This is a genomic window from Negativicoccus succinicivorans (assembly GCF_018373335.1).
Taxonomy (GTDB): domain Bacteria; phylum Bacillota; class Negativicutes; order Veillonellales; family Negativicoccaceae; genus Negativicoccus; species Negativicoccus succinicivorans_A.
Genome location: NZ_JAHAHH010000001.1, coordinates 40897 through 61462, shown reverse-complemented (window position 1 = coordinate 61462; position 20566 = coordinate 40897). Strand labels below are relative to the sequence as shown.

23 protein-coding genes are annotated in these 20566 nt (G+C 47.6%); 4 read left to right on the top strand and 19 right to left on the bottom strand.

Annotated elements, in window-relative coordinates; translation table 11 throughout:
• Positions 1-729, top strand: a 729-nt coding sequence (locus tag KH813_RS00290; RefSeq protein WP_303991763.1) for a zeta toxin family protein, incomplete at its 5' end; no start/stop codon positions are given.
• 376 nt (positions 730-1105) lie between these two features.
• Here the strand turns inward: KH813_RS00290 and KH813_RS00285 are convergent.
• From KH813_RS00285 to KH813_RS00240, 10 genes are all read right to left on the bottom strand, one after another.
• Complete coding sequence (locus tag KH813_RS00285; RefSeq protein WP_303991761.1) at positions 1106-2308, bottom strand: protein kinase; 1203 nt, start codon at positions 2306-2308, stop codon at positions 1106-1108.
• Positions 2309-2451: 143 nt separating this feature from the next.
• Entirely contained in the window at positions 2452-3324 is an 873-nt protein-coding gene (locus KH813_RS00280; protein ID WP_303991767.1) for a HipA domain-containing protein, read from the bottom strand.
• Between the two features lie 82 nt (positions 3325-3406).
• On the bottom strand, positions 3407-3685 hold the full coding sequence (locus KH813_RS00275) for a hypothetical protein (RefSeq protein ID WP_303991759.1): 279 nt from the start codon (positions 3683-3685) through the stop codon (positions 3407-3409).
• A gap of 102 nt (positions 3686-3787) precedes the next feature.
• Positions 3788-4159, bottom strand: coding sequence for a nucleotidyltransferase family protein (locus KH813_RS00270; protein ID WP_303991756.1), 372 nt, complete (start codon positions 4157-4159; stop codon positions 3788-3790).
• Between the two features lie 122 nt (positions 4160-4281).
• Positions 4282-5229 (bottom strand): HipA domain-containing protein, encoded by a 948-nt coding sequence (locus KH813_RS00265; protein WP_303991753.1) that lies wholly within the window; start codon positions 5227-5229, stop codon positions 4282-4284.
• A complete protein-coding gene (locus KH813_RS00260; RefSeq protein ID WP_303991750.1) occupies positions 5210-5479 on the bottom strand; it encodes a hypothetical protein in 270 nt (89 codons plus the stop codon). The genes KH813_RS00265 and KH813_RS00260 overlap by 20 nt, the downstream gene beginning before the upstream one ends.
• Positions 5480-5513: 34 nt before the next feature.
• Positions 5514-5726 carry a hypothetical protein gene (locus tag KH813_RS00255; RefSeq protein ID WP_303991747.1) on the bottom strand — a complete coding sequence of 71 codons (213 nt, stop codon included), beginning with the start codon at positions 5724-5726 and terminating at the stop codon, positions 5514-5516.
• Positions 5727-5734: 8 nt separating this feature from the next.
• Positions 5735-7138 carry a HipA domain-containing protein gene (locus KH813_RS00250; RefSeq protein WP_303991744.1) on the bottom strand — a complete coding sequence of 468 codons (1404 nt, stop codon included), beginning with the start codon at positions 7136-7138 and terminating at the stop codon, positions 5735-5737.
• 130 nt (positions 7139-7268) lie between these two features.
• Positions 7269-7532: a hypothetical protein gene (locus KH813_RS00245; protein WP_303991741.1), complete on the bottom strand. Its 264-nt coding sequence runs from the start codon at positions 7530-7532 to the stop codon at positions 7269-7271.
• A 66-nt stretch (positions 7533-7598) separates the two neighbouring features.
• Positions 7599-8321 (bottom strand): Fic family protein, encoded by a 723-nt coding sequence (locus tag KH813_RS00240; protein ID WP_303991738.1) that lies wholly within the window; start codon positions 8319-8321, stop codon positions 7599-7601.
• A 255-nt stretch (positions 8322-8576) separates the two neighbouring features.
• Between KH813_RS00240 and KH813_RS00235 the strand changes: the two genes are divergently transcribed.
• Positions 8577-9698: a nucleotidyl transferase AbiEii/AbiGii toxin family protein gene (locus tag KH813_RS00235; protein WP_303991735.1), complete on the top strand. Its 1122-nt coding sequence runs from the start codon at positions 8577-8579 to the stop codon at positions 9696-9698.
• 122 nt (positions 9699-9820) lie between these two features.
• Here the strand turns inward: KH813_RS00235 and KH813_RS00230 are convergent, their stop codons facing one another.
• The 3 genes from KH813_RS00230 to gyrA form a co-directional block, all read right to left on the bottom strand.
• Positions 9821-11026, bottom strand: a complete 1206-nt coding sequence (locus KH813_RS00230) for a type II toxin-antitoxin system HipA family toxin (RefSeq protein ID WP_303991732.1) — start codon at positions 11024-11026, stop codon at positions 9821-9823.
• Positions 11027-11152: 126 nt separating this feature from the next.
• Positions 11153-11422 carry a hypothetical protein gene (locus KH813_RS00225; protein WP_303991730.1) on the bottom strand — a complete coding sequence of 90 codons (270 nt, stop codon included), beginning with the start codon at positions 11420-11422 and terminating at the stop codon, positions 11153-11155.
• 371 nt (positions 11423-11793) lie between these two features.
• A complete protein-coding gene (gene gyrA / locus KH813_RS00220; RefSeq protein ID WP_303991728.1) occupies positions 11794-14244 on the bottom strand; it encodes a DNA gyrase subunit A in 2451 nt (816 codons plus the stop codon).
• A 225-nt stretch (positions 14245-14469) separates the two neighbouring features.
• Between gyrA and KH813_RS00215 the strand changes: the two genes are divergently transcribed.
• Both KH813_RS00215 and KH813_RS00210 read left to right on the top strand, forming a co-directional pair.
• Positions 14470-15627 (top strand): MFS transporter, encoded by a 1158-nt coding sequence (locus tag KH813_RS00215; protein ID WP_303991726.1) that lies wholly within the window; start codon positions 14470-14472, stop codon positions 15625-15627.
• Between the two features lie 20 nt (positions 15628-15647).
• On the top strand, positions 15648-16034 hold the full coding sequence (locus KH813_RS00210; protein ID WP_303991723.1) for a hypothetical protein: 387 nt from the start codon (positions 15648-15650) through the stop codon (positions 16032-16034).
• A gap of 49 nt (positions 16035-16083) precedes the next feature.
• Here the strand turns inward: KH813_RS00210 and KH813_RS00205 are convergent, their stop codons facing one another.
• From KH813_RS00205 to KH813_RS00180, 6 genes are all read right to left on the bottom strand, one after another.
• Positions 16084-17061 (bottom strand): bile acid:sodium symporter family protein, encoded by a 978-nt coding sequence (locus KH813_RS00205; protein ID WP_303991720.1) that lies wholly within the window; start codon positions 17059-17061, stop codon positions 16084-16086.
• Positions 17058-17909 carry a pantoate--beta-alanine ligase gene (gene panC / locus KH813_RS00200; RefSeq protein ID WP_303991717.1) on the bottom strand — a complete coding sequence of 284 codons (852 nt, stop codon included), beginning with the start codon at positions 17907-17909 and terminating at the stop codon, positions 17058-17060. Before panC ends, KH813_RS00205 begins: the two co-directional genes overlap by 4 nt.
• A gap of 54 nt (positions 17910-17963) precedes the next feature.
• The gene (gene panD, locus KH813_RS00195; RefSeq protein WP_303991715.1) at positions 17964-18356 is read right to left on the bottom strand and encodes an aspartate 1-decarboxylase; all 393 of its coding nucleotides are present in this window, start codon (positions 18354-18356) and stop codon (positions 17964-17966) included.
• A 402-nt stretch (positions 18357-18758) separates the two neighbouring features.
• A complete protein-coding gene (locus KH813_RS00190) occupies positions 18759-19169 on the bottom strand; it encodes an OmpH family outer membrane protein (protein WP_303991711.1) in 411 nt (136 codons plus the stop codon).
• An 81-nt stretch (positions 19170-19250) separates the two neighbouring features.
• Positions 19251-19646, bottom strand: a complete 396-nt coding sequence (locus KH813_RS00185; protein ID WP_303991708.1) for a GerW family sporulation protein — start codon at positions 19644-19646, stop codon at positions 19251-19253.
• A 2-nt stretch (positions 19647-19648) separates the two neighbouring features.
• Positions 19649-20557, bottom strand: a complete 909-nt coding sequence (locus tag KH813_RS00180) for a hypothetical protein (protein ID WP_303991705.1) — start codon at positions 20555-20557, stop codon at positions 19649-19651.
• Between the last annotated feature and the right edge of the window lie 9 nt (positions 20558-20566).

Here is a 20566-nt window from a genome sequence, read left to right as displayed (position 1 = left end):
AACCCGCGCGCCATTCTCACCGGCGGGCAACCCGGGAGCGGCAAAAGCAGCATTGTGAAACTCGTCAATCGTAAAGATAATAACTTTATATTTCTGAATACCGACGAGTTTCGCGATTCGCATCCGCATTACACGGAAATTCAAAGAGAATACGGATCGGATCACCCGAAACACACCGCCCAATGGTCGGGCGCGATCACGGAAGCATTAATTGAGCGGCTGGCAAAAGAAAAATACAACTTGCTGATTGAGGGAACGCTGCGGACAACGGAAGTGCCCGAACGAACCGCGAACCGCTTGCGCGCGAACAGATATGAAGTCGATCTGTATGTCATGGCGATGAAGCCGGAAGTCAGCTTCACCGGTACCATGACAAGACTGTTTCAAGGATTGCAGCAAGACAATGCCCGCACCGTGGATAAAAAGCACCATGATTTAGTGGTTTCGCAGTTAAAAGAAAATCTTATTTATCTGGCGGACACGAAATGTTTCAACGAAATCGTCGTATGCAACCGCGCCGGAGAACTTTTCCGTTCCCAAAACAATCCGGATGAAATCACGGCCGCTATTGATCACGAATGGTCACGACCGTTAACGGAAACGGAAACGCGAGATTTGCATCAACAGCAAGCATTTATTCGCGAGATGCTGGATGCGGAACAACAAAAAGACGTTTCCGAAATTAATGAAGCAACCGTCACGGAGATACGTTCCTTTTTAGAAAAGTAAGTCGGAAATCAAGTTCCCGATAAAATCCGTGCCATGCTCTGTAACGCGTAAAAATATAATCCTGTAGGTTCGGAAAGCATCATTATTAATAATAAAATATGTAAGCAAAAAGGACGGGAGTTTTCCCGTCCTTTTTGCTGCTCCGTAGATTTTCTTGCAGGCGCGACCTTGCTCGCGCCCTCTCTGGCAATCATACTGCACTGGCTGCTAGAAAGGCGAAATAAATAAGCAAGAGAAAAGGGATGGTAGCCGCCATCTCTTTTCATTTCCTTTTGTTGGTTTTATGGTGCTCCTGCATCTTTATTTTAGCACGAAATCGCTAACGGTCAAGTTACTCTCAGCTAATACGAGCATCGACCTCCCGCGAGGTCTGCCGTTATTCTTTATACAACCGAACCAACTTCTCGGATATACGATGCAGATACTTTTCTAATTGCGTCGCGATGAAATCGATATGCGGATCTTTATACCGCGGCAGTGTCAGTTTTGCCAACTTTTGTAAGCCGGACAAATGACGACGGCGCAAAAAAAGGTTCGCTTGTTCTTCAAACGGCAATCCGATACAACTGCGACGGGTCGGCGCATATTCAAAAATATCGGCAAATTCCTCATCGGTGGCGTTGAAAAAGAGAGCGTTCCCGTGGTCAAAGAGCGGCGCGGGACCTTTCAGGCAATTACTATTGGTGTCCAGCAAAAATCCGAAGTTGCCTAAGTGTCGATCTTCATTGGCGATCACCGCGTCAAACAAAAGCATATCTTCCCACTGCGCCATGCCGTATCTTTCGCCGATGGTTTCCCATGTTCGCGGATCATTTAGCGAACGGGTTTGAAAATATTCCGTGCCCAGCGCATCATACATCGAAACAAAGCCGGTGTTTTCATCCGTAAAAAGCGGGCATTTGCTGACGGAAACGCCATAAAGTTCCGTCAGTTCGTAGGGAACATGGCTCAAATTCATCGCCGTGGCGATTTCCGCCGCGAATGTTTCCATGTACGGCTCCAGCCCGCCATTCGCGAAGCGTTCAGTGCCGCCTTTATATAAATAGATCCGCTTATTTTCCCGTTGCCAACATTTCCGCAATGCGCCGCCTGTCGTAAATTCCGGCGTCGTCGTCACGCCGTCAATCCGACCGCCGACGCCGGTAAACGCGAGCCGCGCGACTCGGTCGTCAAATGCGTTTTGATATGCATTGACCGCATCCCAGGATACATCGCGTTCCCTTACCGGACAAACCCAAAACGAATCGTTAAGCGAAAGTCCGTAAGTAACATCGATATACGCAAACGGATTCGCGCCGGAGTCAATCGCCTTCATGAGACAATCCGCGAACGCTCTGCTCTCCGGCGCTTTTCTTGATTTGAGCCAGTTTTCTAAGCGTTGATCCAATTCTTCCGCGCCGACGGTTTCCCCCTGCATTGGCAGCGGCAGTCGCGCGACATCTTCACATAGCGAATCGATGCGGACTTGATACGCGACGCCAACTTGCGACGTCGTTGTTGCCGGAGACGCGTCTTCCGTTTCTTTTTTGATGATTTGAAAGGTTAAAAGATTTTTGTCTTTATTGCGCAGAAGATACACGATAAGCCGCCTCCATCCGGCGCGAGCACTTTTAAGAAATGAGCAGGACCGGATTTATAATTTCGATAAAAAACGGAAAAGAGGATATAGAGAAGCGCCGCCGACATAAATGGGAGCAAAGCAAGTTTTTTTAGTTCTTGAAATCAAGCATTCTCGTCTTCCGTGATCTCCATGACCCGTTTCCACGCCGGCTCCAAAACCAGCTCCAGCCGTTTCGATAAAAAGTTTTGATAAAACGCTTTTCGAGATTCCGAGATAATCGGAACGCCTTTGAAATCTAAAGGCATATCGGAAATCAAATTTTGAAATGCGTCCATATTGACGGATAATCGAGGCGTTATTTTCAAAATCGCTTTTTGCAAACCCGAGTTAAGCGCCTCTTCTTGAAACGGACAGGGCGTTTTCCTCATGACCGAAACACTGTCGACTGCTTTTCCATTGTAGAAAAAAGAAGTTTTACCCTTCCGAATGCTCTTGTCAAGAAATTCTTTTTCACCGCATTTTCGCGAATCGGCTTTCGGGAAAAACGAACTGCCGTTGTCATACACCGGAGCTAATCCTACAAAGTCCCCGGTCAAATTCATAAAATATCCCCAATTTCCGGTATTACGGTCTTTGTTGTTGATAAAACAGTCCACTACAAACATATCCCAAAAACGTTCCTTCATTTTTTCTTGCGCTGATGGCGCAAAGGTAATTTCGATTTCCTCAAAAATGTCAGATAATTCTACCTTATGCAATGATGGCGCATTTCCAAATCGCGTGGACTGTAAAGACTTTATCGCCGGCAAGGCATTGAATAAGCCCTTAAATTCATAAAACTTACTCCCCGATGGAATAAAGTCTTTGCAAGCAACGACGGGCCGATCTTTATATATCCCCAATTCGGTATCATGCGTATCAATGCCGATGCTTTTATATATTTGCGATCCTAAAAATTCCGAAACGGGCATGGTGGGATACGACAATACGGCGCCTTGACGGGATAACGTTTGCGGAAATTTTAAAAACCACATTTCATCATGATGTAAAACGCATAACTTTGCTCCTGTTTTGCCCCCGTAAGTACTCGGGGGAATCGCTTTATTTTCAGTAAAATCATGCATCTTGATCGTCATCTTCCACAACCCCCACATAGTAACGGAAACAATATCGGGCATACGCTTGGCGATCGACTTTATTGTCGAGCTTTGCGGCGATATCCAGCCATTCATTGGCATCTTCAAACTCTTCTATCTTTCTTGTGTATTCCGGCGCGCGCGGATCCATGGATTGCAATTCGATATGCAAGCGTTCCAGCGTATCCACCAGTTCTTGAATTTCTTTTGATTTCCGTTCGGGTAAAACAATATCTTCTCGAATATAGGCTCGAAACATCTGCGCCCCTCCTTTGCACCGAAATATTCGCGTATGTATGCGGCGTGATGAAAAGATCAATGCCGCTTTTCCGTTCGCGCCTTTACGTTGATGCTTATTTCATCACGGCCGATCCGGCTCATGAACATGTCGCGCATCGTCAAATGCTTTTCCTGCGCAATCTTCTTCCTTTTTGAAAATCGGTTTTGCCACCTTAAAAACATTTTGACTGAATCTAGTATGTGATTTTCTTTTTAGTACTTCAATACCCACCAAGTCAACTTTTTTACTTAATGCTTTTTCAAACCCTTCAATTACATCTATGAGTTCAAAAAGGCCCGGAATGTTTGAATCATCAATAATTAAATCAACATCACTGTCCGGTCGGGCCGTTCCGTCGGCATACGATCCGAAAATATGTACTTCCGGTATATCGTACTTTTCGCAAACGGGAATAATTCGTTCTTTTATTTCAGATAGACTTAACGTTCTCATCGTTCTACCTCCCTTTTCATTTGTTTCATTCTAAATATTTCCTGCGTAAATAATCGCGACTTCTTCACGGATTACATGCGCATGTTATTCTCTTGTCGAAACTCGCGCATCGCCGAATACGCTCAGCGTTCCAAACCTTTGTCGATCGACTCGGATTCATTAAACGAAATCTTTTCCGCTTTCATGGCGCGCTTTAAGGCCGGCTCTAAAAGCAGTTCCTTTCGCAATGTCAATAAATGAATCAGAAATTCTTGTCTGATCTCTGTAATGACGGGAGTATGGGTGATAATCGCTTTGATAGCATCCATATCAATTCGCGGCACGATTCGTTTTACGGCAGCGAGAAAGTCAGGATTTTCGTAATTCCGACAAAAATCCAAAAAGTTAATTTTAGCTCCCTTATAACGAACGGTAGAAGACGGTTCATTGGCGGAAAGTTGTTTCATCATGCTTTCGTTTTGTAAGCAGATCCGCATCTCTTCATTTGTTAAAAGCGGGTAAAGAGAGGATCCGCAATCATATATCGGCGCTAAAGAAACTTCAAATGTATGGTTGTCGACCAAATATCCCCAGTTCCCGTTATGACGATCCGAATTAGCAATAAACGCATCCACAACAAACATGTCCCAATATCTGTCGGTTAAGACCTCAGGTTGAAAAACAGTTTGCTTTGAAATGAGTTCCAGCGTGCCCTCAAGAGTGGTAATCGCTTGTGATGCGCTGTTTTTTGAAATGGACGGATGCATAAAATCGGTGGCCAATTCTTTGAACGAATACAACCGCGTATTTCCTTGGCAAAAATGTTTGCAGGCAACGGCGATTCTGTCATCTCGTTTTACTAAAAAAGTTTCTTGTGTCGGTAATCCGATCGACTCATAAATATGGGATCCGATATATTCCGATGTGTGATGATGCGTGTGTGAAACGGAAGCTTTGCGCCGGGGATATTCTTCAAACTTCAAAATATATAGAGAATCGTTTCCTTGAACGGCATATTTATAACTTGCTCCGTCAAATCGAAGGGGAGTGATTTTTTCAAAGTGCGTAAAATCAATTATTATAGATTTCATAATTGTGTAACACCTCTTCTATAAATTCAACACAATATTTTTCGTGTAAAAAATGCGATTCCTCCGGTGTTATCTCGCCTGCCATTAAGCATCGATTGATAGTTGGATGAATATTTCCTAACTCAAAACCTAACATACATTCTGCCTCCAAACCTTTTTCACCACCTTTTTTTATTTCACTTTCTAGCAACTTTATTTTTTTGATTTGTTCTTGTAACGAATTGGGAATGCGCATTTTTTCAATGTTCATTCTTTTTCTCCTTATGTACAATCGTGGTAATCTTCTAAATTCCTAAATACTTTTTTCGCAGAGCGCGTGCTTCGTCTTCGGTAATCGCATCATTTGTTAATGCGTGATTAATATCAACATATACTTCTTCCCAAACAAAAGAAACAGCAATACTTGATTCTGCGTCTTTTGTTTTTTCATATTCTGCTACCAATCGTTTTTGCTTATCCAGTGTATCTTGCAGATACTTAGGAATTTTTATGTCCATGTTACCTCCTAAAATCCCAAATACTTTTTTCGTAAATAATCCGCGACTTCTTCACTGATTACATGCGCGTGTTGATACATGTTAATCGTGCCGTAAAGCTCATTATGATAAACATCCCATCTTAAATCATCGTCTTGATGATCTAACCAATTTTGGATATCTTGTTGCAGGTCTTTCGGCAAGGCTCTTTCATCGAACTCCGGTTCCATTTCCTTTTCCTCGATGGACTTTGCAACACGAATCGCCGATTTTTTGCTTTCCTTTTCTTTTCCCATGTCGTGAATCCTTTCTACCAGTAACGTGGCTATCTCTTCAACGCGTTCTTCCCCAAAGGCGGGGTGTCGCAACTTTTTATAATTTCTGTCCAAAATTTCCGGTATTTTATCACAGATGTCCAACGAATCCATGTCCATATGACGAATAAATTTTAATTCGTTTTGATGGGTATTGCCGAATGATTTGGAGCGTTCATAAATCTGATGATTCCGTATTGATAAGTTCATATATCCTAAACTGGTGCCATTATCAAAAATGGGCGCAAGTCCGATATATTCCAAGGTATCACTGTCTCGCAAAACGCCAAAATTTCCCCAATGACGATCCTCATTCACACAAATAAAATCAAGTATAATCATTTGTTCCAGCTGCTTACGCGCCCGTTCCTGATCCATACCGCACTCGGTTATTTTTTTCAGATAATATTCGTAATAACTTTCATGGTTCAGTTTTTGGTTAACATCAAACTGCCATGCCGGAATAAATTCAATTCGCGAATTTGTGAATGACGGACATATCGATACATCCGCCGCCGCTATATAAGACAAGTCATACGTAACACCGGGCATATTCATAGCCTTCATTATGTCCGAAATTACGGCTTCGTTATAAGGCTGTTGATAAAAAGACCTTTGCCCGTTTTTTATAAAAAACAGATCACTGTCTTTCTTTGTCCACATTTGAGGTAATGAACCGTTATTGGTTGTGTTGGGAGTTGGATTCATTCGCTCGCTTTCATCAAGGCTTGATTCATCTGATGATAAAAATAATAAGTCTGATGAAAAATCATTGTCATAGAAATTTACTTTTTCCCAATTCAAGTCTTGTTTTTTATCTTCCGGACAAAGCCAATAATGGTCGGCGATACTGACCATATAGGACGGTAAGGCCAACTCATACGAACTGTTTGCTCGGTAATATTTCTTTATTTCCTCAATGTTAGGTCGACTTTTAGGAATAACCCTATGTTTCAAAAACTGATTCAATTCATGGGTATTGCATTTATTTTTCCCCAGCATGTTCACCGGCAAATGTTCCGCATTGATGATGGAATTTATTCGGAAATAATCCATATCCGGTTCTTTTCGTATCTCTAAAACTTCAATATTTTTATGCATTAATAAAAACGTGTTCATTGCCGGTACACCTCTCGTTCGTATTGTCTGACCCTGCGATAAAAGTTTTTTGAAACGCCTGATGTATAAAAGGCCTCCACTGCGGTGATTTCTTTCTTTATCCGCCGGTTATATATCGGGAAAGTTTCGTTTAACTGATATAGTATCTGAAATATAAAGCATCAAAATCCTCTTGCGATATGCCTTCTTTGGTTTTCGCCATTATACCCAGCCATTGCTGTTTATCTTCATATTCCCAAAGTAAGGACATGTATTCGGGATCTTCGTCACTCACTTTGTCACTCATATTGTTTAGAATGACATATAATTCTTCTAACCGATCAACATATTCTTTTATTTCCCCAGATAAATTTTGTGGGATGGGATAGGCTTCTCTGATATATGCTTTTAACATAGCGATGTTCCTCCTAAAGTTATAAAAACTCTTTACTGATCATGTTTAACAATCAGATTGCAAAGGCTACTCTCTTATGAATTTCGCGCAAATTAATTGATAGTCATCTTGCGCTTTGCCGCAGGTTTCAAACAAACGATTCTGCAAGCCTTGCCGGCACTCATTGAGCGCGGTCATATACCACGGCTTTATTTCCGGGGTAATAATAAGCAGCGAAATGTTGTGATGCAAACACTCTTTGAACATGATCAAGCGACCGACACGACCGTTGCCGTCTTGAAACGGATGAATGGTTTCAAAACCGTAATGCGCCAGAGCGATTTCTTTCAGTTGCGGATTTTTTTCACCCTGACAGTCATGCAACCATGTTTTCATATGCTCCGGCGTTTCTTCCGGCGATGAGGTTTCGGTCAGCAGGCCGATCCGATTGGCTTCTTTCTTATAATCGCCGACGGCGAACCAAGTTTTCATCGCTTCCTCTGTTCCCCAAAACAGCAGGTAATGAAAATGCTTTACTTGTTCTTCCGTGAGCGTTTGCTCCGCGATATCCAGCATGTAATCGAATGCCATGCCATGATTACGCGTTTGAATCGCGTCATTCAGTTTCGGATAGTCTTTGCCGTTCAATCGTCCGGTGGTTAAAATGGCGTGGGTATCCTCCAAGCTGACCGTGCTGCCCTCAATCGCATTGGAAGTATATGTCAGCCAAACTTTAGTGTATTCGTACAATCCGCCGGAAATGCCGCAATTCTTTTCGCCGCGCAGACGATCCAAAATAATATTTTCCATATTGCTCCTTCCGCCATCATAATCGGTGAGTTTATGCTGACGCGCTAAAAAGTATCTGTCGCTTTCATGGTAGTGCGTTCACGCTGATTTGACCAGCCTGTAAAAAACAAGGTCAATCCGATTAAAAATTGGGGGGTCGTTTACACTCACAAAAACCTTTGAAAACAATTCGATTGCGCGCATCACTAAAAGTTGTGGATTTTTTTAATGAATGGGAGAATAGGTTCAGGAGAAACTTTTCTACCGGAGGTAACTATGAAGTGGAAAATTATTCCCGCAACGACCGAAGAAAAATACATCTCGGGGTGGGAAGCGTTAAATGTTGTCGCGCCGGACGGGATTACCACCGCCGATTGGCACCCGCTTAACTATTGGTTATATACGGAAAAAGAGCCGACAATTCCTCTGTATGCGAATTCTTATTTGTTCGGGAAAAACGGTATTTCAAAACGAATGATTCCTTATGATCGATCAAAAGAGGTTTTTATCGCGGATTTTCCCAGAGCGATCGCCGATTTTATTTTGACGCAACCCAAGGAACTCGCCATGCAAATGCTGGATTGCCGAAAAGATTTTTTGTCGACGCAGGAAGAAGATCAAAAATTATATTCGTATCTTGAGCAAATTCAAAGCGTAAAAGACATTTCTTGGTTCATGCGACGAGAGTACCCGGAAAAATATTTGAATGACCGAAACGCGCCGCGCAACGTAACCAATGTAACGCATTCGCAACAAGAGCGAATTCGCGTTATGAAAAAAATCTTATCGTATTTGGGAGATGAATATGTTGTAAAAGGCGGCGCCGCGCTCATGCTTTTTCATCAGCTGGATCGATTTTCAGAAGCGCTGGAGCTGGATACCAAAGGCTCTTTGGCAAAGGTAGAAAAAGTTCTCCAAAAAATCGCAAAAGAAAACCGCTGGAAATATCACGTTCTTGAAAGCGCGGATTCTGTCGTCAAAATCATCATTGATTACGGAGGTCAAAAGGACGCCGGAGATTGTCCGTTAATATTGGAAATTTCCGACCGGAATAAAAAATTGCTCGAGGCCGATGTTTTCAAAATAAACAAGACAGAAAGTGTATCGGTATACGATTGGAAGGTATTGATCGACATGAAGCTGGCCGCGTTCACGAAAGAAGAAAACATCCGCGATTTTTACGATCTTGCGTTTTTCATTAACCGACGTCCCGACCTTTTTTCTAATGAGCAATTATTTCAAATAAAAACCGTTATGGAACATAAAGGCCTACGCATATTGGCCGGATATTTAGAAACAGAGCTTGCCACGCCTTGGCTGGCGAAAATCGGCGCAAGCGACTTGGTGGCGAGCACATTTGCCAAAACGGAAGACCTGTTAATCGCTCGAAACCAATAGGGCGAGAATATATTCGTTTCTCTGCTCTTTTGCAATGACAATCGGCGAGATGCCTTCTTGCACGCAAGCATGCGCGATTACGTCTCTGTCGGTACGACCGTCGCCGTCCGAAAACGAGTGGATCAGTTCACCTGAAAAATACCGAAGGCCGGTTGCATCGCAAGCGCTTCTTGACGCGGAATCGAATATTTATCCGCCAATCTTTGAAAATGATCGTGAATTGTCGCTTGCATTTTTTCTATTTCCGCTTTCGCATCGGAAATTTCGTAAAAAGGCGCCGTTTGAAGAACCGTATGGATATCTTTGATGGTATTTTTATCGTCTATCGCTAACGTCATATATGTTCCCAACGGATTGGGATTTACATCATACATCGGCGACAAACGCCATTGATCCTTTTCCAAAAGGAAACCGTGATTGCGTAAATGGCAGTCGGTATTAGAAACAAGAACGGAAAAAGCGATTCTTCGCCATAATTCCTGTAAGTCTTCGGTAGGGTCTTTTTGATGACGGCGGATCCAATCGGCAATTTCTAAAAAACTCGCGGAATCGCCATCTGCTTTCCCTAATGCCGTCATTGCAGAAATAAAATGTTTGCGATTTTCGTTTCCCCGATCAAAACGCTTGGTAAGAAAAATCAAGTTATCGGCCATTTTTTCAGTTTTTATTTCCGGAACAGTTAAGTTACATAAAGCGGCCAATTCACAAGTTAACGCTTCCCAATTTTCCACTCGGAAAATATCATGGAGTGAAGAAAATTTAGCGATCCATAAGCAACCGTTTTCATCTGTAACATTGGCTTTCGGTCTTGCTCCGCCTAAAGATGAGCCCGCCTGTACCAATTCTTTCATCCAGTCTGTTTTTTCATCTTTACTTTGAAAAGAGCAACCGGCATCTTGTAACGCTTTTAACCTTGTCATCGGCGGTGCTTCCGACTCTGATCGGGAAAGAAATTCTCCGTCAAAAGCAAGCCGAATACCGCCCTGCCTGCTAAAGTCCGATACCTCAAGTAAAAAATCGGATTCCATAAGAGGTCGTACCGGTCGCTTTTCTTGTAAAGCTGAATTGAGTTCCCGGCGAATAATCAGTTGCCTGCCCCAACGATCCGGTTGCATATCGGTCAAACATCCAAATAAAGATTTTTCAGGATATTGACGACCGGGGAAAGGTTGAATTTCAGAATCCAGAAAAAGTGAAGAATGGCGTTCTAACCATTTTTCTGAATACGAAAAAGAATAGTTTTCTTTCCCCGCTTCCCGGTTTATATATAATGCTCCGATTTCTTCATTTTCAGACCATGCGGAATGAAGTACAATTTCTCTATTCATTTTCACTCACTTTTTCGACCCCTAAAACCCTATGGCACCTATATTATCATCGTTCTTTGATGGGCCGATCGGATAAACGTATCTTGCCAATATGAATGCGGCAAAGAGAAAATGCTTTTTACCTTTCTATTGTTCCCACGCCGGAAATTCCGGGTTGTCTTTTTTATAGACCTCCGCGCCGCGCCGAATGATGTTCAAAAGAATATTACCCATTTGTTCATCGTTGGCAATGGAATATATTTTCAGCCGACGATGAAATTCTTTCGGCAAAAAAACCGTGAAGTTTTGCACTTCTTCTTTTTTCAAAGAAGCCGATTGAGACTCCGCCGATTTCACGGATTCCGTGACGATAACCGCACTCGTATTTTTTTTGTTCGCCTTATTTTTGTTTTTCATAATCGTCCTCCTAAACAACTTTTTTCAAAACTTTTTATTCGTCCCGGGGTATGTTATTTCTGTCGCTGCGCTCCATTTGGAACATATTCCGTTTCGCTCTCCCAAGTAACACGAGCGAAGTAAGCGTTTTTGAAGTATTTTCACTGAGCAACCGTTTCGGAATTTTGAAATTACAAAATGCCGAAAATATAAAATTATAAAATCTTATTATGCTGTAATTTTAGCATTTTATAATGCTGCTTGCAAAATCATCGCGCATTGCCGGCTTCTATGTCGGAGACGTGTCGGATTTTCAGAGAAATTTTTTGTGAAATAAAATTTATGAAAACAAAAAAGCCCCCGCGGGGGCTTTTTCTATTGCGTATTTATTTTCAGTCTTCTTCCGCTTCTTCCATGGGAGCGAGAGCGACGGAGGCAATGCGATCGGTTTCGTCCAAGCGTTGGACTTTGACGCCGATGGTGTTCTTGCCTTTTTTCAGACTGATGGAGTCGACCGGAACGCGGATGACGATGCCGCTTTCGGTGATGACGAGCATTTCCTCGTTGCCTTTGACGGTCAGAAGACCGACAACGGTGCTTCCTTTCTTGAAGTTGCGCGCGCCTTGGCCGCCGCGTTGCTGTACGCTGTACGCGGTGGCTTTGTTGCGTTTGGCGTAAGCGTCGCTGCTGAGCGTGAGGACTTCATCAGTCGAGGTCAAGACGTCGGCGCCGACGACTTCATCCTGGCTGCCCTGTTTGAAACGGACGCCGATGACGCCGAGCGAAGCGCGGCCGGTCGGATTGACATCGGCTTCGGAGAAGACAATGGCCATGCCGGTCTTGGTGCCGATGATGATGTGATCATCGCCGGTGGTGGTGACGACTTTAATGAGTTCGTCGCCTTCGCGCAGGTTGATGGCGATCAGGCCGCTCTGCCGCACGTTGGTGTATTCGGAAAGGAGCGTCTTTTTGACGAAACCTTGGCGGGTAACCATGAGCAGGTATTCGTAATTCGCGAACGACGAGATGTCGTAAATTTCGGTGACCTGTTCATCTTTTTCGAGCGCCGGGATGCAGTTGACAAGGTGCGTGCCGCGAGCGGTACGCGTGGACGCTTTCGGAATATCGTTGGCGACCAGTTTGTAGACGCGACCGGCGGTGGTAAAGAAGAGCAGCGTGTTGTGCGTCGATGTCGTGAGCACTTTGGTGACAAAGTCGTCATCTTTTGTCTTGATGCCCGTGATGCCGGCACCGCCTTTGCGCTGCGTGCGGTAAGTATTCGCATGCATGCGTTTAATATATCCCTGCTGCGTGAGCGTGATGATCATCGGTTCATCGGGGATCAGATCCAAATCGTCCAAACCGGATTCATCGCGGACAATTTCACTGCGACGTTCGTCCGTGAAGCGCTGTTTGACGTCGAGCAGTTCTTCTTTGACGACCTGCATGACTTTGGCTTCGTCGCCCAAAAGGCCGAGCAGGTATTCAATCCGTTCTTTCAAGTCCTGGTATTCCGCTTCGAGTTTTTCGCGTTCGAGTCCGGTCAAACGACGCAAGCGCATGTCGAGAATCGCAAGCGATTGTTTCTCGGACAGTCCGAAGTTTTCCATCAACGCGTTTTTCGCGATCTCATCGGTTTCGGACGCGCGGATCGTTTTGATGATGGCGTCGATATGATCGAGCGCGATCAACAAGCCTTCGACGATGTGCTCGCGAGCGCGGGCTCGGTCGAGTTCGTACTGACTGCGACGGGTGATGACTTCTTTTTGATGCAGGAGATAGTACTCGAGCATTTGTTTCAAAGTCAAGACGCGCGGGTGACCGTCGACCAGAGCGAGCATAATCACGCCGAATGTTTCCTGCAGCTGCGTATGCTTGTACAGGTTGTTCAGCATGATCTGCGGGTCGATGTCGCTGCGCAGTTCAATGACGATGCGCATGCCGTTGCGGTCGGATTCATCGCGCAAAGCGGTGATGCCGTCCAAGATCTTGTCGCGCGAGAGTTTCGCGATCGTTTCGACGACGCGCGCCTTATTGACCTGGTACGGAATTTCGGTGACGACGATGCGGTTTTTTCCTTTCGCCATCTCCTCGATTTCAACGCGCGCGCGAACTTTAATCGCGCCGCGGCCGGTGGTATACGCTTTCTTGATGCCTTCACGGCCCTGAATCAGACCGCCGGTCGGAAAGTCCGGTCCCTTGATGTGTTTCATCAAGGTTTCGATCGGCGTATTCGGATCGTCGATCAAAAGGCAGAGACCGTCAACCACTTCTCCTAAGTTGTGCGGCGGAATGTTCGTCGCCATGCCGACGGCGATACCGTACGAGCCGTTGACCAAAAGGTTCGGAATCTTCGACGGTAAAACGACCGGTTCCTGCAAGGATTCGTCGTAGTTCGGCATGAAATCGACGGTGTTTTTTTCCAAATCTTCGAGCATTTCCTGCGCGATTTTGGCCATGCGGACTTCCGTATAACGCATCGCCGCCGGCGAGTCGCCGTCGACGGAACCGAAGTTGCCGTGGCCGTCAACCAGCGGATATCGCGTCGAGAAATCCTGCGCCAAACGCACGGTCGCATCGTAAACGGACAAGTCGCCGTGCGGGTGGTATTTACCTAAGACGTCACCGACGACACGCGCGGATTTACGATACGGCTTGTTGGCGGTGAGGCCGCCTTCATGCATCGCGTAAAGAATGCGCCGGTGCACCGGCTTCAAGCCGTCACGGACATCCGGCAACGCGCGCATCACGATAACGCTCATCGCGTAATCGATGTAGCTGGTGCGCATTTGTTCTTCAATATCCACGGGTACGATGGCGCCGTGTTGCCATTCTGTTGCCATATAAACCCCTTTCTCGCTAAAAATTGAATATATGTTAATTATAGCATATTTGTGAGGAAAAAATATTTTTATTAAACGCATTTATTTCTATTTTTTAACTATGTGAAAATTTCGCAAAAATTCCACGTAAATTCAAATTTTTATTCTTGTGTCGCGAGACTTCCACTATGTTTGACAGAATGCCCGCGCTTTTATACGATAGAGGTATCGATTAAGGGGTGTAAAATGAATTTACAACATGGCGTGGTATTGGGTTGGAGCACGCTGCATTTACGCGCTTCGTTTTTGATGCTGACGCCGTTGTTGCCGGTGTTGCAGGCGCACTTCGGTCTGTCGCACGCGACGATCGGGATGCTGACGACACTGCCGCTGCTGGTATTTGCGGCGGTATCGCCTTTTGTCGGCAACTGGATCCCCCGCTGCGGCATGACGCGACTGTTCGGCGGCGCGATGGTGTTGTTGGCGCTAGGCGTCGTCCTGCGTTCGTACGCGGGCATCACCGGTCTCTTTGCCGGAACCGTGCTGCTTTCGGCGGGCGTCGCGATCGGCAATGTGCTTTTACCGACGCTCACCAAAGCTTGGTATCCCAAACATACGGCGCTGGCGACCGGTATTTTTGTCGTCGCGATGAACGGTATGAATGCCGTCAGCAATGCGATTGTGATTCCGCTCGCCGCGCATTACGGCTGGCAACTCGTGTGCGCCTCCTGGGCGGCGACGGCGGTGGTGGGCGCGGGACTGTGGTTTTCGTTACCGAACCGGCGACCGACGGCGCGCGCGCACAAAGAGCTTTCCATTCGCGCGGTCTTTTCCCACTATGCAGCGTGGTGGGTCGCGTTGTTTATGGGTTTGCAATCGCTGGTCTATTTTTCGCTGGTCACGTGGTTACCGTATTGGGTCGTCGCGAAAGGGTATGATATGGCGCTCGGCGGTTACTATTCGTTTCTGTTTCAGCTGATCAGTTTGCCCGCTTCCCTTTTGACGCCGCTTTTGGCGCAGGGGCGCTATCGTCGTCACTACGGCGCGGCGGCGGGTCTGATGTATCTTACGGGTTTTTATTTCGTATTTGCTGCGCAAACGTCACTGTGGTTGACGTCGGCGATCATTTGGATCGCGCTGGCCGCCGGCGCCACGTTCAGTCTGTGCATGCTCGCCTTCGCGGTGCGCGCCGCGAATCCTCTGATCGCGTCACGCCTTTCCGGCGTCGGTCAGGCGATTGCGTATCTTTTGGCGGCGATCGGACCGGTCGGCGTGGGCGCGTTGTACGGCATGTACGGAAGCTGGCCGCCGCTGCTGTTGTATTTTATCGGCGCGTGCTTGTTGCTCGCGCTGTGCGGCTACCATGCGTTGCATTTTACCAAAGTGGGCGAAGACGCTCGCTGATATTTTGAAAAGAGGTATATATGGCTACCCAATCGGATTCTCAAAACGGCTTCGGCCGCACGACGTATGTCGGAGCTCTCGTCGTGAGCGTCGTGCTCGGCGCGATGACGCTCATGGATCTTATCCCCACATCCTTCCCCATAAATCTCATCGGCAACATCGGCGTGGCGTTGCTGTTCTTCGCCGTCGGCATGCGTCTCAGTCGCGTCGGTCGGCCGGCGGAATACGTATACATCATGCTCGTGCCGATTCTGTCGCTCGCGTACGCGATTTTTCTGATTTGGTTGCCGGATCGACCGCAGCCGCAAAATAAAAAATTTCATGTGCTGCACATTGCCGCCGCGTTCGCAATCTACGTCGGTATCGCGCGCCTGATTCAAATTTTCGTGTATCCGATGTTTATCTGAATTTGACGCAACAAAAAAGACTCTCCGCGGAGAGTCTTTTTTTATATGCTTACTCTGTTTCCCAGGGCAACTGTTCAACCGAATCCTTTGCTGTATCCGGTTCTTCCCGACGACGATAGCTGGCAAAGAGCGAGCCGGAAATATTGTGCCAAACGCTGAAGATCGCGCCGGGCAAAGTCGCCAACGGGTTGGCCGCGAAGTTCGCCGTCGCGAGCGCAATCGCAAGACCGCTGTTTTGCATGCCGACTTCGATCGCGATCGCCGTTGTTTTGGCGTACGACGCTTTCGCCTGCCGCGCGGCCAAGTAGCCGAGGCCGAGACCGACCATGTTGTGAATCGCCACTAAACCGATCACAATCAGACCGCTCGTCAACACTTTTTCGCGGTTCACCGCCACGATACCGGCGATGATGAAAACGATCGCCGCGACCGAAACCAACGGGAAAACATCCTGTACCGGTTTGATTTTGGAACGGAACAGCGTGTGCAATAAAAGACCGAGCAAGACCGGAATCAAGACCACTTTGACGACGGAAGTAATCATCGCCCAAAGCGAAACATTGACCCACGCGCCGGCGAGACCGAACACTAAGAGCGGCGTGGCCAGCGGCGCCAAGAGCGTCGAGACAATCGTCATGCCGACCGAAAGCGCGACGTCGCCGCCGGCGATGTACGTGATAACGTTACTCGCCGTGCCGCCCGGGCAGCAACCGACTAAAATGACGCCGAGCGCCAAGTCCGTCGGCAATCCCAAACCGGCCGCCAACGCCCACGCGGCGACCGGCATCACCGTGTACTGCAACGCCACGCCCAAAAGCACTTCCCGCGGGCGGGCGAACACGACGGCGAAATCTTCGGCGTGAATGGAAAGTCCCATGCCGAACATCGCCGCGCCTAAAAACCAAGCGGTATACTGCACCGCCCAACCGAATAATTCCGGTTGTAAAAATGCCCACGCCGTGAAAATGATGATGACGGCGCCGATATAACGCGTGAGCGCGCCGGTGATCTTCACGATAGTTTTCATCGCGCACCTGCCGGATCGAACGAGAAATTATCAATGAGACGCGTTTTGCCGATATACACGGCCATCGCGACCAAAACAGCCCTGTCAACGCGATCTGCGGGCTGCATGGTTTGCGCGTCCACCATTTCCAAATAATCCACACGGGCGAGCGGTTCGTTTTCCAAAATCTCGCGCATCGGCCGCAACACATCGGCGGCCGTCATCTTCGGCGCGATCGTTTGCTGTCCTTTTTTCACCGCTTGCGACAGACACAACGCGGCGCGACGTTCCGCCGCGCTCAAATACGTGTTGCGGGACGATTTCGCCAAACCGTCCGCTTCACGCACGATCGGGCAACCGACAATCGTCACCGGAAAATTCAAATCCGTGACCATCTTGCGAATAATCGCTAATTGCTGGGCGTCTTTCTCACCAAAGTACGCCCGCTCCGGCCGGACAATATTAAATAATTTACTGACGACCGTGCACACGCCGCGAAAATGAATCGGGCGCGACTGGCCGCACAATGTCGACGACAATCGCTCGATATTGACGTATGTCGCCGGATCGTGGTACATCTCTTCCGGCGTCGGATGAAAAATCGCCGCGGCGCCGATTTTTTCGCAACGCGCTTTATCCTGCGCGAAGTCGCGCGGATACGCTTCCAAATCTTCCTGCGGTCCGAACTGCGTCGGATTGACAAAATCGGAAACGACTACGCAATCGTTTTCCGCGACCGCTTTTTGAATCAAACTTTCATGGCCTTCATGCAGAAAGCCCATCGTCGGCACGAGACCGACGGTTTTTCCCTCTTTGTGCCAGGCGTCGACTAAGGCGCGCACCTCGGCAACGGTAGTACAAATTTGCATGGATATCCGTCCTTTTCAGTAGATTGGAAGATAGCCTCTTTTGACCCCGCAGTCCTATGCCTGGTCGCTTAACCTGCCGTGCTGTTCATAATCGGTTACGCGATGAATACGGTTGTCTTCCTCTACAAATACGACGGTCGGTCGGTGCTGTGACGCCTCTTCGGGTGTGAGATCGGCGTACGCCATGATAATGACTTTATCTCCGACACTGACGCAGCGGGCGGCTGCGCCGTTTAAGCAAATCACGCCGCTGCCGGCTTCACCGGCAATGGTATACGTGCCGAAACGTTGACCGTTATTCACGTCCACGATCTGCACTTCCTGGTATTCTTGAATACCGGCGGCTTCTAATAATGCGCTGTCTACCGTAATGCTTCCTACATAATCCAATTCCGCCTGGGTTACGGTGGCCCGGTGGATTTTTCCCTGTAACATGGAAATCGTCATTGGTTCCCCCCTTGCAATAAAAAAATCATGCGCGCTCGAAAAGCGCCCATGACTACTTACGAAGGGCATGAACTACGGGTCAAAAAGAGTATAGTTTCAAGCGAATACTATCTCCGTTGTTCAGTATAGCACAGATCATTTTTATGTAAAGTCGGATGCGAAATCCGTACGTGCGCAATTTTTGTCGCGGTCTTATGATGGCTCCCAATTTCCGCCGAGTCGCGCGCGCAAACAATGACGCCCGCTCGCTTAGGAAAATTTTATGTATCCGTCGCGCTGCACGCGCGTTAATTTTTTCCGCCATCTATCGAAAGTAATGTTCCCGCGAAAAGGTTACTGCCTGCCGCAAGTCATTCGCGACACAAAAAAACACCTCATGTGAGGTGTTTTTTATATTACGACTTAAAATTTTTTCTGCACGTCCACGGTCACGTCTTGGCCGCCGGCCACTACCGCGTCACGATCCAAAATGGCGTCCAAGCCTTTTTCCTGACGGGTTTTCTCAATCGCTTTTTGGACATCCCGCATGATCGGTCCTATCAGTTCCTGTTCTTTTTGCGACAATTCTCTCTGCAATTTCATGTAGAGATCGCGTTTCGCGTTATCGTCTTTCAGTTTGACGACTTCTTTGTCAAACTTCTGCTGCTGTCTTTGCGTTTCCGCTTTCAGCGTCAACTGCGCTTTCATCATGCGCGGATGCGCCTGCATCAGAGCTTGCTGATTCACGTAGCCGATACCGGCCGCCGCCGCGGTCAGCATCGTGCCGCATGCAAACACTCCGGTGAGCGCGAGCGCTATCATTTTTTGTTTCATTCGTGCCTCCTTTTGGCATTATGCCTTGCGTATATTGTAGCGTATCAAGATACAGCGCGCAAATTAGGGGCGCGTAAGAACTCAAGGATGGAGTTCTTCGTCTTCCTTAATGTAAATAAATTTGTCTTTGCGCATTTTGTCAATAATTTCCGGCACCATGTTGAGCAATTTTTCAAATGCGCCACTCTTGTTGCCGTCTTTCACGGAAAAGAGTTCCACGCGGTCGCCTTTGATGACCAAAATCGCGGTCGGTGTCATTTTGCCGCCGCCGCCCGCGCCGTCGCCTTTCGTTCCCGCGCCGCCGGTACCGAAACCGAATGCCACGTCGACAAAAGGCACGAGCGTGGTGTCTCCGATATGTACCGCTTCGCCAACAACGGTTTCCACCGAGATCATGTGCTTGAAGCTCTGGAACAGCGCCTCAATTTTATCGCTCGTATAGGTTGCCGTCGGTTCGTTCGTTTTTTTCGTTTCCATTGTTATTCCTCCTTATTGATGACGTGACGCCAGTAGTACCATGCGGTCTTGCGGACCGGTGCCGCACAGACAAATCGCAGTGAATCCCAAACAACAGCCAGCGGTCGAATGCCGCCACCGGTACGAAAGCGACCTTCGATCACTTCCTCATTAAAGACGAATCCGATACGCGACGCAAGCGCGGGCAGCGACGCATATATCGCTCCCATTAAAAGTCCTTGCGTGTACGGATCCGCCAACCCGACCGTCGCTTCGCCGTCCGCGTAACGCGGTTTGGCTCGTCCCCATAAACGGGAAAGATACGTTGCCAGCGGTTGTAAAATATCTTGCGCCAAGGCGTAACGGACTACTCCGAGATAGTCTTTTACGCCCGGTTGCGGCTTTGTTTTTTCGTCCTCATCGCGCGCTTCCTGCCGTTCGCGATGGCGTTCGGCTTCACGCTCCAGACGATCCCATTCGGCGGCGACATCGGGATCCGTTTTTTTACGCAGCCGTTCTTCTTCCGCGTAGTAATCGGCATCGGCTTTGGCGGCTTCGGCGCGCTTCGCCGCCTTTTGACGAATCGTTTCCGCGTCTTCGTTTGCTTTTTTGCGCCGTTGTTTACCTTCTTTGGCCTGTTCTTCCATTTGCTTGGCCCGCGCTTCGATGCCTTCCGCTTTGGATTCCGGGTGCGAATTCATGCCGCCGAACGGCCATTTCACTTCCCAGAAAAGTCCGGCACCGCTGTCATATCGCGCCTGCGCCGCTAAAAGTTCCCACGCCCAATCAATTTTGACGCGAGCCGCCATGCCCTCATATTTCTGCACGGCGAATTCATAATCGACGCGCTGCCACAAAAGAATCAGCAGCAGGACAAAAACGAGGACAATCAGCGCAAGCAGAGCCCAAAGGATCGAGGTCACCAGCTCCATCGTCCCCCA

What these genes read in the sequence shown, in the direction of transcription:
- KH813_RS00280 (WP_303991767.1), bottom strand. Translation starts at nt 3,324, where the DNA reads ATGTGGTTTTTAAAATTTCCGCAAACGTTATCCCGTCAAGGCGCCGTA.
- KH813_RS00275 (WP_303991759.1), bottom strand. Translation starts at nt 3,685, where the DNA reads ATGTTTCGAGCCTATATTCGAGAAGATATTGTTTTACCCGAACGGAAA.
- KH813_RS00270 (WP_303991756.1), bottom strand. Translation starts at nt 4,159, where the DNA reads ATGAGAACGTTAAGTCTATCTGAAATAAAAGAACGAATTATTCCCGTT.
- KH813_RS00265 (WP_303991753.1), bottom strand. Translation starts at nt 5,229, where the DNA reads ATGAAATCTATAATAATTGATTTTACGCACTTTGAAAAAATCACTCCC.
- KH813_RS00260 (WP_303991750.1), bottom strand. Translation starts at nt 5,479, where the DNA reads ATGAACATTGAAAAAATGCGCATTCCCAATTCGTTACAAGAACAAATC.
- KH813_RS00255 (WP_303991747.1), bottom strand. Translation starts at nt 5,726, where the DNA reads ATGGACATAAAAATTCCTAAGTATCTGCAAGATACACTGGATAAGCAA.
- KH813_RS00250 (WP_303991744.1), bottom strand. Translation starts at nt 7,138, where the DNA reads ATGAACACGTTTTTATTAATGCATAAAAATATTGAAGTTTTAGAGATA.
- KH813_RS00245 (WP_303991741.1), bottom strand. Translation starts at nt 7,532, where the DNA reads ATGTTAAAAGCATATATCAGAGAAGCCTATCCCATCCCACAAAATTTA.
- KH813_RS00240 (WP_303991738.1), bottom strand. Translation starts at nt 8,321, where the DNA reads ATGGAAAATATTATTTTGGATCGTCTGCGCGGCGAAAAGAATTGCGGC.
- KH813_RS00235 (WP_303991735.1), top strand. Translation starts at nt 8,577, where the DNA reads ATGAAGTGGAAAATTATTCCCGCAACGACCGAAGAAAAATACATCTCG.
- KH813_RS00230 (WP_303991732.1), bottom strand. Translation starts at nt 11,026, where the DNA reads ATGAATAGAGAAATTGTACTTCATTCCGCATGGTCTGAAAATGAAGAA.
- KH813_RS00225 (WP_303991730.1), bottom strand. Translation starts at nt 11,422, where the DNA reads ATGAAAAACAAAAATAAGGCGAACAAAAAAAATACGAGTGCGGTTATC.
- gyrA (WP_303991728.1), bottom strand. Translation starts at nt 14,244, where the DNA reads ATGGCAACAGAATGGCAACACGGCGCCATCGTACCCGTGGATATTGAA.
- KH813_RS00215 (WP_303991726.1), top strand. Translation starts at nt 14,470, where the DNA reads ATGAATTTACAACATGGCGTGGTATTGGGTTGGAGCACGCTGCATTTA.
- KH813_RS00210 (WP_303991723.1), top strand. Translation starts at nt 15,648, where the DNA reads ATGGCTACCCAATCGGATTCTCAAAACGGCTTCGGCCGCACGACGTAT.
- KH813_RS00205 (WP_303991720.1), bottom strand. Translation starts at nt 17,061, where the DNA reads ATGAAAACTATCGTGAAGATCACCGGCGCGCTCACGCGTTATATCGGC.
- panC (WP_303991717.1), bottom strand. Translation starts at nt 17,909, where the DNA reads ATGCAAATTTGTACTACCGTTGCCGAGGTGCGCGCCTTAGTCGACGCC.
- panD (WP_303991715.1), bottom strand. Translation starts at nt 18,356, where the DNA reads ATGACGATTTCCATGTTACAGGGAAAAATCCACCGGGCCACCGTAACC.
- KH813_RS00190 (WP_303991711.1), bottom strand. Translation starts at nt 19,169, where the DNA reads ATGAAACAAAAAATGATAGCGCTCGCGCTCACCGGAGTGTTTGCATGC.
- KH813_RS00185 (WP_303991708.1), bottom strand. Translation starts at nt 19,646, where the DNA reads ATGGAAACGAAAAAAACGAACGAACCGACGGCAACCTATACGAGCGAT.
- KH813_RS00180 (WP_303991705.1), bottom strand. Translation starts at nt 20,557, where the DNA reads ATGGAGCTGGTGACCTCGATCCTTTGGGCTCTGCTTGCGCTGATTGTC.